Annotated in this window: 9 protein-coding genes and 1 pseudogene; 4 read left to right on the top strand and 6 right to left on the bottom strand. The window is 55.9% G+C overall.

Going from position 1 to position 13,049, the window contains the following annotated elements; translation table 11 throughout:
* The first annotated feature begins 148 nt into the window (after positions 1 to 148).
* Positions 149 to 1,705: a hypothetical protein gene (locus NP503_RS00355; protein ID WP_127267027.1), complete on the top strand. Its 1,557-nt coding sequence runs from the start codon at positions 149 to 151 to the stop codon at positions 1,703 to 1,705.
* A 120-nt stretch (positions 1,706 to 1,825) separates the two neighbouring features.
* On the opposite strand, the gene wecB is transcribed toward NP503_RS00355, so the two are convergent.
* The 6 genes from wecB to NP503_RS00325 form a co-directional block, all read right to left on the bottom strand.
* Positions 1,826 to 2,965 carry a non-hydrolyzing UDP-N-acetylglucosamine 2-epimerase gene (gene wecB / locus NP503_RS00350; protein WP_272483079.1) on the bottom strand — a complete coding sequence of 380 codons (1,140 nt, stop codon included), beginning with the start codon at positions 2,963 to 2,965 and terminating at the stop codon, positions 1,826 to 1,828.
* The gene (locus NP503_RS00345; RefSeq protein WP_127271261.1) at positions 2,958 to 3,968 is read right to left on the bottom strand and encodes a polysaccharide biosynthesis protein; all 1,011 of its coding nucleotides are present in this window, start codon (positions 3,966 to 3,968) and stop codon (positions 2,958 to 2,960) included. The genes wecB and NP503_RS00345 overlap by 8 nt, the downstream gene beginning before the upstream one ends.
* Before the next feature lie 22 nt (positions 3,969 to 3,990).
* The gene (locus NP503_RS00340) at positions 3,991 to 4,860 is read right to left on the bottom strand and encodes an SDR family oxidoreductase (protein ID WP_127273148.1); all 870 of its coding nucleotides are present in this window, start codon (positions 4,858 to 4,860) and stop codon (positions 3,991 to 3,993) included.
* 11 nt (positions 4,861 to 4,871) lie between these two features.
* On the bottom strand, positions 4,872 to 6,167 hold the full coding sequence (locus tag NP503_RS00335; protein WP_127268928.1) for a glycosyltransferase family 4 protein: 1,296 nt from the start codon (positions 6,165 to 6,167) through the stop codon (positions 4,872 to 4,874).
* Positions 6,164 to 8,047, bottom strand: coding sequence for a nucleoside-diphosphate sugar epimerase/dehydratase (locus NP503_RS00330; protein ID WP_164748680.1), 1,884 nt, complete (start codon positions 8,045 to 8,047; stop codon positions 6,164 to 6,166). Before NP503_RS00330 ends, NP503_RS00335 begins: the two co-directional genes overlap by 4 nt.
* A gap of 1,024 nt (positions 8,048 to 9,071) precedes the next feature.
* Positions 9,072 to 9,593, bottom strand: a complete 522-nt coding sequence (locus NP503_RS00325) for a helix-turn-helix domain-containing protein (RefSeq protein ID WP_127268924.1) — start codon at positions 9,591 to 9,593, stop codon at positions 9,072 to 9,074.
* 412 nt (positions 9,594 to 10,005) lie between these two features.
* On the opposite strand from NP503_RS00325, the gene NP503_RS00320 reads away from it, so the two are divergent.
* The 3 genes and pseudogenes from NP503_RS00320 (at position 10,006) to NP503_RS00310 (ending at position 12,974) form a co-directional block, all read left to right on the top strand.
* Positions 10,006 to 10,254 (top strand): helix-turn-helix domain-containing protein, encoded by a 249-nt coding sequence (locus tag NP503_RS00320; protein ID WP_127268922.1) that lies wholly within the window; start codon positions 10,006 to 10,008, stop codon positions 10,252 to 10,254.
* 83 nt (positions 10,255 to 10,337) lie between these two features.
* Positions 10,338 to 10,437, top strand: a pseudogene (locus NP503_RS33350) (transcriptional regulator); the annotation flags it as partial.
* Between the two features lie 1,481 nt (positions 10,438 to 11,918).
* Positions 11,919 to 12,974 (top strand): hypothetical protein, encoded by a 1,056-nt coding sequence (locus NP503_RS00310; RefSeq protein WP_127271157.1) that lies wholly within the window; start codon positions 11,919 to 11,921, stop codon positions 12,972 to 12,974.
* Positions 12,975 to 13,049 lie beyond the last annotated feature (75 nt).

Raw genomic sequence — 13,049 nt, 5'->3', positions numbered from 1 at the left:
ATCATGGGGATTGCTTCTCATACAACGAATTGCGTCGCCGGCTGCGTGTATTATGGGGAAGAATCGCGATTCGTGGCGCAGAGGGTTTTGGTCATGCTTGCCGCATGTCGGTTTGTGGTCTCCGCGAGCATTGAAGTAAAGGGTTGATATGAGCCAATCTCAAAAGCTTCAGCCATCTCGAGCAAATGTGCCCGGAAACGCGATTCTCTTGGGAGTTGCGCTGCTTGTTGCCTCAATGGGCTTCGTCCTTCTAGCCACCTATCCCGGCCAGTCGAAACTGATTCTCCTCTGGTTCTATGCATCGGGCTGCGCTGCCGTCTTCATCCCGCTCTGGCGTCCGTCCTCCTTTTTCGTGTTTCTGCTGTCGTCATTCCTTTTTGTAGGATTCATTGCAAAAGCGGTCGCTAATTTCGTATTTGGCATCGCGCTCATCGAGCCTACCAGCACATTCACGACTGAGTGGGATCAGGCACTTGCTTTCGCAGCTAGTGGCTTTTCAGGGGTGTGCGCGGCTGGATTGGCCGCATCGTTTTATCCCGCGTTCAAGGAAATTCGGAAGGCGGTAGCGCCTCCTTTCGTGTCGAAATTTGTCGTCCTCGCGTTTGCAAGTTTGATTGCCGTTTCTATCGGGCTGTATTGGGCCAATTACTCATTTCACATTATACGGATTGGTTTCCCCTTGGGCATTAACATCAACCCCCGCCTGTATGCGGTCGCGGCCTTCGTGATCGCATGGGGGGCTCTTTTGGGAGGCCTAACCTTGGCCCTGTGGCTGGTCGAACTACGCGACTGGTCGTATTCAGTGTTGATCTACGTAGCAGTGTTTCTTGGGCTGCTCGCATCGCTCTCGATGGGAAGCCGCATCCAGTTGCTTCTCTATGTTCTCGCCGCATTCGCGGTCGTTGTCTTACGACGTCGCGATGTGAGGAGTTGGGTTGCGATCGCAGTTGCCATGGGTCTCAGCGGATTTGTTTTTGCAGGCTCGCTTGCAGTAGTTAGCCTTGAACGCACTTTCGATTTCTCGATCAGCACCGCACAGACACAAGGCGTTCCACAGCAGCCGTCAGGCGTTGTTCCACAGCAGCCGACAGGCATCGGAAAAACTCTGGCACCGTCGCCCGACTCCTCGGCGCCTCCGGCTGCGACGATAATAGACAAGGTTGAGGCAGTCAGAGGTGATCGTTTCGCCCTAGCCGGTCTCTACCGTCAACTGCGCAATCTCGCGGTCATGCGCTGGGTTGGACTTGAAGGGACGATGACGGCCGCGGCAAATCTTGACCATCTTGGAGGCGATTTGTTCTTGCATGTGATCAAAGAAGACCCAGCCGCTGGCGCCCAAGCGATCTACCAAAAAATGTCCGGTGACCGGTACGGAAAGGTCCAATATTATACGTTCCTCACGTTGCCAGGCCCCATTGGGGTGGCCAGCCTTTCAGGGTCGATAATCGTCGTCTCGGTATTCATGTTCTTTCTGACAATAGCTGGCCATTCGATCGAATGGTTGGCTGCCTGGGTCACACAAAATGTCGCCTCTGCGGCGGTGACAGGTGTCTCGTTAGCCTACTTACTCGTCCAAATGGGGTTCCCGTGGACTTTGTTCATTTACGCGATCGAATTGGTCCTGTCGGTGCTTTTCGTCGGCGCCGTTTGGTACATGGTTGATTGGCTGGCTACGGGTAGGCGGGCGGTTACCGCGAAAGTGTGAGGATCTGCCGTATCAGATTTAGTTGGGCTGAGTTCCTGCCTTGCACTAGACGATGGCGAGTCGGAATGCGGCGGACGGCTTTTCGCTCAGAGCTGCGGGGAGACGAAGGCACGATTGCGGTCAGACGGCGCCAGGTTCGTGTTTCCTCCAGACCCGCCTGTTGATGAAGTCCGTGTAACTTAGAACGATCCGCAGCACCTTTTCGGATACATTGTCGGAGCTATAGTCAGTCGGCAAACGCAAGGTCCGCATCGCGCCTCGTGACTGAGTCTCCAATATCTTAAGCCCGTCAAAAACGCGCTCTATGTCCAGGCCGACCATCATCACTGAGGTCTCTTCGAAGCCTTCGGGGCGCTCATGTACCTCGCGCAGATTGAGGGCGGGAAAGTTCAGGATCGCGCTTTCCTCAGTTATCGTGCCGCTATCCGAAAGCACGGCTCGAGCCGAACACTGGAGCCTAATATAGTCGAAGAACCCAAACGGTTTTTCAAACCTGACATTTTCATGGCAGCTGGCACCAAGCGCGTCCAAACGTTTTCTCGTGCGAGGATGAGTCGAAACGATGACTGGCTCCTGATATCGCTCGGCAATCCCATTGAGGACATTAAGCAGCTTCCTTAGCCGCTCGGGCGAATCCACATTTTCCTCGCGATGAGCACTGACTACGAAGAAACGTTCTGCCGTCAAGCCGAGATTGCTGACCGCCGCCGAGGCTTCGATTCCGCTTCTGTAGTGCTCGAGCACCTCCCGCATCGGACTGCCGGTAACAATTACCTGGTCGGGTGGGAGGCCTTCTCGCAGTAGGTAGTCACGAGCAATCTGGCTATAGGTCAGATTGACATCCGCTGTATGGTCCACAATTCGGCGGTTAATCTCCTCTGGAACACGAAAATCGAAGCAACGATTTCCGGCCTCCATGTGGAAGATGGGCACCTTCCGCCGTTTGGCCGCAATCGCCGCCAAACAGCTATTCGTGTCACCCAAAATCAGCAGTGCGTCGGGGCGATGACTCTCGATCGCCTGATCAGCCGCGATGATGACTTTCCCAATTGTCTCCGCAGCAGAAGCACCTGCAGCTTCGAGGAAGACGTTGGGCGGCCGAATGCCCAACTGCGAAAAGAAGACCTCATTCAGCTCATAATCGTAGTTCTGGCCACTATGAACGAGCACGTGATCGAAATTGGCATCGAACTTTGCAATGACCCTGGACAGCCGAATAATCTCTGGCCGAGTCCCAACAATGGTCATGACCTTAAGCACGGAGCGCCCCTTTAAGGATGTCCAACTGCGATAGCAGTGCCTTGACCTGACCGACATCGAGGCGAACGGTGTTGTGAGATGTGTAATCCTCCAGCTCTGAAACCATTCGCTCGCCTTCAACGAAATATTTGTCGTAGTTCAGATCCCGAGAATCGGCCGGAATCCGATAATAATTGCCTAGGTCTTCCGCACGCACCATTTCCTCGCGCGACACCAAAGTTTCGAAAAGCTTCTCACCATGACGAGTCCCGATGATTTTCACCGGATTGTCCCGTTCGAATAGTTCCTGCATCGCCTCAGCCAGAACCCCCACGGTAGAAGCGGGTGCCTTCTGAACAAATATATCGCCCGACCGTGCGTGCTCGAATGCATAAAGTACTAAGTCGACTGATTCATCGAGCGACATCAAGAAACGTGTCATGTTGGGATCGGTTAATGTCAGGGGCTTGCCGCCTAGCAGTTGGTCAAGGAAGAGGGGGATCACTGAGCCGCGGGACGCCATGACGTTGCCGTAACGGGTGGCGCAGACGACGGTGCGAACAGAATCGCTGACTCGCGATTTCGCGATCATAACTTTTTCCATCAACGCCTTTGACATACCCATAGCGTTTACAGGGTATACAGCCTTGTCAGTGCTAAGCACCACGCAACGCTGGACGCGATGGCTGATCGCAGCGCGAAGCACGTTTTCAGCGCCGAGAACATTCGTTTTGATCGCCTCCATTGGGTAAAATTCGCAAGACGGCACTTGCTTGAGCGCCGCAGCGTGGAAGATGTAGTCGGCTCCGCGAACTGCATCATCGACAGCGTGATAATCGCGGACATCACCAATATAAAATTTTAAGCGATCGTCCGGCAACGACAGGCGCATATCCTCCTGCTTTTTTTCGTCCCGGCTAAAGATACGGATCTCTGCGAAGTCCGTTTTGAGGAATCGAGCCAGCACAGCGTTGCCAAAAGAGCCGGTGCCCCCAGTAATCAAAAGGGTCTTGTTGGAAAACATTAACGTCTCGCTCGAGGATGTTTTAGCCAAAGTCATACATGGATCGGATTAGAACCGGCCAGTCGGGAGGGCGGTAGCCGGTAGCGTTCTGGAAACGAGATGAATTTAATGAGCGGTCAATCACCAACTGGTCGTCCGGAACGATTTGGGTCTTTTTGCCGTAAACCTCGGCAATGATTCTGAGGAGATCATACTTGCTGATTGGATCTGACGACACATGGTACACGCCGGTGAGTTTGATATTTGGCAGGACGAAATCGCGAATGATCCTGGCGAGTTCCACGGTAGGCAGTCCGGAAAATACGGCTCGGGTGAACCCTTTCACGTCAGCCTGTTGGCTCAAAAACCAGTCGACCAAGCCGTGTGAAGTGTTCAACTCGCGGCCGATTATCGAAGTCCGAAGGGTTATCGAGTTCTCACAAACTACTTCGCCCAGCAGCTTGCTCCGCCCGTATAAATCATCAGCATTGGGCCGGGCACTTTCGCTGTAGTTCCCGGCCGCACCGTCAAAGACACAATCGGTACTGATATGAACGAGACGAGCCCTCGCGACTGCGCAGAGGCGTGCCAGCCGATGCGGCAAAACTGCATTAATCGGAATTGCGGCGAGAGGGTCATTCACAGATGACATCTGCTTGACAAGCCCAATGCAATTTATGACCACATCCGGGTTTGCCACCGCGAAAATCTTGCTTAGTCCATCAAAATTCTCGACGTCGCCTGCGTCGATCAGCGTCGCCCGACTTTCTGGAAAAACAGGATGCAGATTATTTGAACGGGTGGAGCCAAAAACTACGTAGCCTTCGCTGTTCGCAAAGAATCTGAAAACTGCATTGCCCAGCATGCCCGAGGCACCGAGGACAAGGATTCTGGGGTGCGTCGATTGAGCCATGGTATCTCTCGCTATCTCCGTGATGCTCGTCGCTCCCTTAAAGCCCGACGGAAATGTTCGACTAAATCAAGAGCGAGTGGACCAGGTGCGAAATGCTGATTGAAATATTCACGCCCCGCAGTACCCATCGCCTCCCGCGTTTCTCTTGGGAGGCCCTTCAATCGTATGATTGTCTCTGCCAGGGCTATGCTGTCTTCGGCTGGCACAACTAGGCCCGCCTTGGCCTCGCTTACGATATCGGCCGCCTCGCCATCAAGGCACGCCAAGATGGGGCGCCCAGCTGCTAAGTATGTCGGGATTTTGCTCGGCACCGTCAAACCTAAACCCTTTGCCCGGTTAAGTGTGACTAGGAGAGCAGAGGCCTGTGCAAATACCGCCGGCATTGCCTCTGGCGGAAATCGTCCTACTAGCATGACATTGGTGAGATGAAGTCGCTCAATTTCGGTCCTGAGCCACTCAGACCGGCTTCCACTTCCAACAAGCACGATGTTGATCTCGGGATCTGATATTCGGCCTGCCGCGTCTAAAACTGTCTCCAGCGCCTGAGCTGACCCGAGATTACCCGCAAACACGACATTGAACCCGCGCGTAAGATCCAGAGGCGAACCCGTGAATTTGCTATCCACCGCCAGATTCAAATCGCCAGGATTGGGGTGGTATGCGATTGGCACCGCATCGCCGGCAACGGCGCGTATCTTTGCGATGAAACCGCGTGACTGGGCTAGAAGAAGGTCGGAACGTTGGTAAATGAAACGAGTGAGGGCCTCCACAGCGCTCAGCACTCGCTGGTTGCGAACAAACCCTGTTTCTTCCAAATTGTCCGGCCACAGATCCTGGACCCAAATCACATGAGCGGCAGATTTGAACTGTCTGAAAACGGCCCCTACCAATCCTTGCAGAATCGGGGAGTTCGCATACACGAAGACAATATCGTATCGCTTGGATCGCGTTAAAAATAGCCCGATGATGCTCCCCGACACGACGAATGAGAGGTAATTCCACACTCTCCGTAGCCCCCCGCCTTTGCCTCGCGGTACAACAGGCACCCGGTGTATCAGGTACCCGGACGGATGAATTTGAGTCCCTGAGCTAAGCGCTCGGTAGCCTTCAAATATTTGGCCATGCGGATAGTTCGGCTGACCGGACAAAACCTCAACGTCGCACCCACACGAGCGAAGCGACTCGACAACCTCGTTGATTCTGAACGTTTCGGGCCAAAAATGCTGACTGACGACCAGCACCCGCAACTTCTCGTTAATTCGGTCTGGTGACGGGCTGCCGCACAAAGCCGCGGTCGCGAGGTTCATGACTCAGCCGAACGCTTGATGCTCATCAGCAGGTGATCTTCGATGCCGGGAGTGAACTCCGGCACAGTCGATTTGAGGAGCTTCACGGCGCCTTGCAGATCCCGGGCGCTGACCACGCATTGCATTTCATCAAAAATGCGCACAATGACAGCACGTTTGATCGACCGCGACGATGCGGCCAAGATGCCTGGGGCTCCTGTCTCACTCAAGGTCTCTTTGCTGTCGAACAGCTCCTCGTAGAGCTTCTCTCCTGGCCGCAGCCCCGTGTAGATAATCTGAATATCCTTGCCCGGTCGCCGTCCCGAGAGCCGAATAAGATTTCGTGCCAAATCGACGATTTTCACCGGAGACCCCATATCGAGCACGAAAATCCGGCCTCGCTCATGCTGTGGCGCGGGGGTGTATGCCGCCGCCTGTAGAACGAGGAGACAGGCCTCAGGGATCGTCATGAAAAAGCGTTCCATATCGGCATGAGTGACGGTCACAGGACCACCCGCCTTGATCTGCTGTTCGAAAAGAGGGACGACCGAGCCAGCCGACCCCAAGACATTGCCGAACCGAACTGTGATGAACCGCGTGCCGATGACCTCCGGGTCGAGGTCCAACGCCTGGCAATACATCTCCGCCATTCGCTTGGTTGCCCCCATAACATTGGCGGGATTTACCGCCTTGTCGGTCGACACCATGATCATCCTGGATACATTTGCACTGAGCGCCGCATCGGCGACATTTCGTGTTCCGATTGCATTGGTGAAAATGCCTTCGAGCGGCTGAGCCTCAACCATCGGCACATGCTTCAGTGCCGCAGCATGGAACAGCACATCAGGTTTGAAGCGTTCAACGATCGTGCGCACCGCCTCTTTTTCCCGCACGTTGCAAAGAGCGGCTTGGATATCGATATTTTGCCATCTCTGAGACAGCTCGGACTTGATTGTGTAGAGCGCGAATTCGCTGGCATCGAGAAGAATTAGGCTTCCGGGCTTCAGGTCAGCAATCTGTCGTGCCAACTCAGATCCAATGGAGCCACCGGCCCCTGTAATCATGATGGTCTTACCCTGAATCATCGACTGGATCTTGGGCACGTCCAGTCGAACGGGGTCTCGTTGCAGAAGGTCCTCCAGCTTGATTGGCCGCAGTTCGATCTCCGCATCGATGCTTTGCATATCGAGCAAATTTGGCAGCCGAAGGATTTCTAGCTTCTGAGTTGCGGCAATTTCGACCAGCGCTTCAATGCTGGCATGACGTTCATAATCATCACGTGATCGCGTGAGGATTATCGCCTCTGGGCGGCGCCCCCGAGCCTCAAATCGGGAGAGAATCTGGGGTAGCCGTTCCAAAGGCCCCATAACTGGAACTCCGCGGATAGATCGGCCTGTTCTTCGTCCTCTCTCGTCAATGATTGCCAGCACCTCAAATGAGGCACGATCCCTTTCCTTTATAGCCCTCAGGAAAGCTTCCGCATTGTCGGTAGCTCCGATCAAGAGCACGTTTCTTCCCCCGGCGGGTTCGGCCTTTCTTCTTCGTTTGCTGTCATGGTGATTGCGGTAAACTCGATACGCAGCGCGAGGTCCGGCCAACAGCACGACGGTGAACGCCCAGGCTATGACAACAGAAGAGCGTGGGATCGCATTCAGCCGAATCAGAAGGAACTCAGCGACAATAAAGAGCGCGATGGCCACGCTAGTCGCGCCAGCGATTGCTACCAAATCAGGAAGCGACGCATAGCGCCATATTCCGCGGTTTAGTCCCAGCAAGAAACCTGCCGTACTGACCATGACCCCGAAGAGGGTAGCTGCTCCAAGCAATACCGGCCAATTTAGCAGGAAGCCATCAAAATCCAGTCGCAACACAAATGCTAGTAGCATCGCGACAGCACCCATTATGCCATCGTGCGCTAGGGCCATTCCTCGCAGCGTAATTGGCCTAGGGATAGTTAGACCCCTTCTAAACTTTATCCTGACATCAGAGCTGCCTGGAAGGCCGCATCTGGCTTCCGGCACCTGCTTAAGGCTTTCGTTCAACACGGATGGTCACGTTGATCAGGCGGTTCACGGATGTCTCAACCCCAAGTCAAGCTGTCTCCTCGAAGCTCGGTCAAGGATCGGGTCCAATTTGAGCCAATTTGTCCAACTGTATAGACCAGCGAAGACGCTTCGAGCACGGATAATAATCTCCCCAGCCGGAAGCCGCGGTCCAATGATAGCTTTCGTTGACGAAGCACGATCACGTAGCGAGCCGTGATCCGACCGGTGATTCTATTTGCATGATGTATTCAGTCCTCCACTACGCAACAACTACTTGGTGGCTTCCATAAGGGCAACGATAATGATCCAGTCGCCCCCACTTTTTGAACTTGGGCTTGATTCAGGCGGCGCCATCTCTGCGGAAGAGCTGGCGATCGCCGCCGAGATGCCATGCTCCGATCGGGCTGCTGACTTCGGATTTTGCCAGGACGGACCTTAGTCTATTTGGCGATTGGACAAGTCTTCGTTGCACAGCCAGGCCAGAGTGATGACGTCCTAGGCCTTATCGACTGAGTTTCTTGTGGGCAGAGCCCGCCGCGGCGCTTTTCCTGACGCACGCACAGGGGGCGATCCTTACGCGTCGAAGGCCTGTAAACGACCCTCCACTTTCAGGGACCGTAGCTTGTTGATGCGGTGCCATGCTGTGCAGTCTTTCAGGAGAAGAAGTCTCTGAGCCGCTCCCTTGACGTCACCAGGGCCCAACTTTCCGACATGCTGCCTCGCTTCGAGGCGAAACGATTCAGGGATTTTCACTTCGAGGTAGAGGAAAAGGAGGCACACGGCAGATGGCCGGTGCGAAGCTGCGGCATGGGAACCGCCCGGCTTTGATTTACCTGCTGGCGATACTCCCAGGTTGCTACGAAACCGCCGCAACCACCTTTCAAATGGACTTGCGGTTGGCAGGCATGGGTTCGGTCGCCTTGGTGTCCCTATAGGAATCGGGTTCCGCTAATTCCTCGCCCAATGCGGCGATTACAGCTGCCATGCGACCACGCACTCGTGAAGGAAGATGCATCAGCCCCTCGATCAGGCGCCGGCCTTCCGCGCTTGCAATGAAGTCGATGCGCTCGTCGACAGGCAGGGGCGAAGCTTCACGGCTGGTCTCATTCCCAGGCAGGCCTTCGAAGAAGCGACGGACGGGGACGTCCAGGGACCTGCCGATCTCGTAGAGCATGGAAGCACTCACGCGATTCCTCGCGTTCTCATATTTCTGAAGCTGCTGGAAGCTGACACCTATGGATCGGGCAAGCTGTGCCTGCGAGACGTCTGACTGGACGCGAATGATCGCGATCTGCCTGCCAACATGCTGATCGGTGGGATGAGGCGCGGTCTCCGCTCCAGCCCTTGTCAACACCTCAAATCTGGTGCGCTTCGATTCCGGAAAAGCCTTCTGATGCTGCATATATCACTCCAGACTGGAGAGTTCGTCGCGGTATGCTCCGGCCAAACTCACCAAACCTCCAATGAACAGGGAGTGCGAAACCTTCCTGGTCCGCTTTCTGGCCTTTGGTGGATTACGCGAATGGTCAGAGAGTTTGATGCCGGATTTGCGGCACCAATCGCCAGTAGGGTCTTGCGGCCCGGGGATACTCGTCTCAGCCGCAGAAAAAATACCTTAAGGGCGGCATTGAAGATCCGGTTCACCAGCCTTTCCAACCCCATCTTGCGGCGGCTGCACGCCGACCGCGAAGAGAAGCATGAACTCGAGCGGAAGCTCTCCCGTCCCAAACCAATCACGGATCCCGAATCTCCGAACGTCGATTGTCGAGAATACTCCGTGGTGAAATACTCTTCAAGGCACTGCTCTCGTATCTATGGAAATCCGAGAGGTGTTCGCGCGCAACCTGAGAACTTTGCGGCAGACCAAAGGCCTGTCACAGGAGGAGCTTGCGCATCAGGCAGGGATCGATCGCACCTACATTAGTGCGTTGGAACGCAACGTGTATAACGCCAGCATCGACGTCGTTGATAGGCTGGCCGAAGTGCTGGGCGTGGACGCCGCGGAATTGCTGAAGCGCCCCTCAGCTGATCTGCAGGGAACGAAGTCGGAGCTTGACGAATAAAGAAGTTGATAAACTCAACGTGTGTAAGCTGCCAAGTCTACGCACATGGAAATGCTCGAACTCGCGGCCGAAATTTCGGTCGCTTGCGTCGGGAGAAGGCAAGGTGGAAGCGCGCTCAGGTTCAGCCAGCAATATCTAAGCGGCCTGGAACGTGGTCGTCGCAATCCGACGGTCATCACGCTGCAGTAGCAAACCGATGCGCCTCTTGTGAGACGCGTTACGGGCACACAAACTAACCTTCTGCGTCCAATATGAGGCGCATACCCAAAAGTTCATTACCCGACCGTGCGTGCGCCGGTCGCATCATACCTCCCAAATCGTCGATTGAAGGACTGCCTGCTATGCGAGGTCGAGTTCGCCGCGCGACTCCATCTCTAAAAGATATCGGGCCTTGGCTAGGCGATCCCCTCCCCCGACGGCAGGATAGCCGCAGATGGCGAGAGCGCCCTCTGCTCTTGCCGGCTGGCTCTGGCGGGGTCGCCGCTGCCACCGCCTAACTCGTATAGGGCTTTGCCGAACTCAGCATAAGCTATCTTGTGCGCGTCAAGCAGCGCTCGAAGACTCATGGACAGTTCTTGGTCTCGGCTCGGCGGCTCTGCACCAAGCGCCGCCGTAACCGACGAGGAACGACTGCGCTGCCGGAGTGGAGGTGCAAGCTCGTCGGTTGGATCCTAGACATGGCAACCTCTTCCATTAGCATTGATGCCCATCACGCCAGTGACGTCGAACCATCAAAGCGTAGCACGACGGTTTGCGCATTCGTGTCAGGATCAACACATCCAAGCAGTCGAGAGCCAGGGCGGCTGGGGCGATGCGTAGCGCCTGCATCTTAGGATGCCGTGCCTAACCGCCCTGCGGAAGCTCCGATTGAGCGCGGGCTTGTCGCGACCGGCGCTTCCATTGGGGCGGTGAAGCCAATGTATCCGCCGTGCGGAGGATGGCGCCAGCCTACAAGCCTGCGCTCGGCCGGCATCCTACGGCCGGCGCTGGCGACGTCGGCTCTACGGGCCGAGCTGAAGCCCCTCTGCTGCAGCGAGCCGTTCGCCGATCCGGGGGGACTTCGGGCTAGGTCGGCGAGGTTCTAACGTGGTCTATCCAACAGCTCGTTATCTACCGACGAGCGGCCACCTCAAGAACAGTCTCTGACCACGCCCTCCTTCCCGGGCCCCACAAAAGCCAGTCGGGCTGCCGCACATCGCACTAAGCTACGGACGAAGAACGAAAATCGACGATCTTGGGAGGTGCAGCAAAGACCCGCACCTCGCGAAAATGCGGCATAACCACTTGAAACAACACAACCGATCGACGCCGCACCTCGCGGCCTTTTATCTCGCCATCGTTCTTCGGTCGTATTTCGTGGCTCTCGCTCGATAGCACCAAAACTCGCTCTGCCACGCGGGAATACCCGGGTGTCCCCTGTTGCGCTAAGAACTACGAAAGGAGGCGGATCGCTTCTAGAGCATACCGCTGATGTGCACTGAGAGCGCCGCTTCAGCCGCAGCCGATCTGAAGCCGCCTTGATGACGAGAGCGCATCTCTGGCACGATCGCGGGCACGTCGGAGTCGCCAGATTTGACCTTAGATGGCACTGGCCGGCGTGTCATATCGACACTGCGAAGGCGTGCCAAAAGCAGTCTGGCTGAACAAAATGGAGATAAGCCGCCGTGTGGCAGAATGACATTCTTGTGTTGCCTGACGATCTGATTGCGTTCGCCTGGTCTGCACCGATGCGGGACTTGGCGGCAAAGCTCGAACTGTCCGACGTCGGGCTAAAGAAGCTGCTGACGCGAAGCGGAGTAGCGTCGCCGCCGCAAGGTTATTGGAACAAAATCCGTGCCGGAAAGAGGGTGCCATCAGTACCCAAGGCGCCACCGCGGCGCCCCGGTGAACTGGGTCGAGTAGGTGTCGACGGCCGCTTCAAAAAGGTGCTGCCTATTGCCGCCCCTCTTGCATCCAATGGGCCATTTGCGTCCGCCCTGGTTCCAGAAGACCTCGACGAACTCCACGCACAAGAGTTGAAGGCGATTGGCAAAGTCTCTGTCCCGCAGACGTTGGACAGGCCCCACAAAGGGCTCGTTCAACTGCTCAAGCAGGAGCAGCGCCGCCGCGACAAAAATGCAGAGCGTGAGTGGAGCTTTGACGAACCCAAGTTCGACAATCCACTAGGCAAGCGGCGGCTGAAAATCTTCAATGCGCTGTTTTTGGCGCTCAGCAAGCGTGGCCATGACGGTGATGCCTACGAGCGCGATGGCGAAGTTCATGCGCGAGCAACCATCGGCGATTCCTATCTTGGTTTGGACATTGGAATAGTCGGTAGCCACCGCACCGTGCGTCAGCATGGGTACCTGCGGCCGGCGCCAGACCTGCCAGCATCAACCCTTATCGCGCTGCGGATCGATCCAGGTTTCGATCGCAAGAATACGGTTTCTTGGCAGGATGACGGTGACGCCAAGCTTGAGTCAAAGATCGCTGAGATTGCGGCTGCGATCATCGTGGCGGGCGAGAAAAAGTTCAGAGCTAGCCTGCGGGAAGCCGAGGAGCGCGCAGAGCGGGAGCGGATCGAAAAGGAAAATCAGCGCCAGGAATGGCTAGCCCAGCGCAACCAACAGCGCCTGCAAAACCTGCGGACCAGCGGAGAGCTACTGCGTCAGTCTGAAGAGATTCGCGCACTTGTTGAGCGCGTCCGTCGCGCGATCCCTACTTGTAGAACCGTGCGCTGACCGCTTTCGGGCCGAGAGTGGACCGACGGCTCCGAGGCTCGGATCGTCAGTAGCGGACCTTCGAACGTCGAATGA

The organism is Mesorhizobium sp. SEMIA396, assembly GCF_024518615.1.
Classification (GTDB): Bacteria; Pseudomonadota; Alphaproteobacteria; order Rhizobiales; family Rhizobiaceae; genus Mesorhizobium.
This window is presented reverse-complemented; position numbering and strand designations above follow the sequence as displayed.

What these genes read in the sequence shown, in the direction of transcription:
- NP503_RS00355 (WP_127267027.1), top strand. Translation starts at nt 149, where the DNA reads ATGAGCCAATCTCAAAAGCTTCAGCCATCTCGAGCAAATGTGCCCGGA.
- NP503_RS00325 (WP_127268924.1), bottom strand. Translation starts at nt 9,593, where the DNA reads ATGCAGCATCAGAAGGCTTTTCCGGAATCGAAGCGCACCAGATTTGAG.
- NP503_RS00320 (WP_127268922.1), top strand. Translation starts at nt 10,006, where the DNA reads ATGGAAATCCGAGAGGTGTTCGCGCGCAACCTGAGAACTTTGCGGCAG.
- NP503_RS00340 (WP_127273148.1), bottom strand. Translation starts at nt 4,860, where the DNA reads ATGGCTCAATCGACGCACCCCAGAATCCTTGTCCTCGGTGCCTCGGGC.
- NP503_RS00345 (WP_127271261.1), bottom strand. Translation starts at nt 3,968, where the DNA reads ATGTTTTCCAACAAGACCCTTTTGATTACTGGGGGCACCGGCTCTTTT.
- NP503_RS00330 (WP_164748680.1), bottom strand. Translation starts at nt 8,047, where the DNA reads ATGGGTGCTGTCGCGATGCTACTAGCATTTGTGTTGCGACTGGATTTT.
- NP503_RS00335 (WP_127268928.1), bottom strand. Translation starts at nt 6,167, where the DNA reads ATGAACCTCGCGACCGCGGCTTTGTGCGGCAGCCCGTCACCAGACCGA.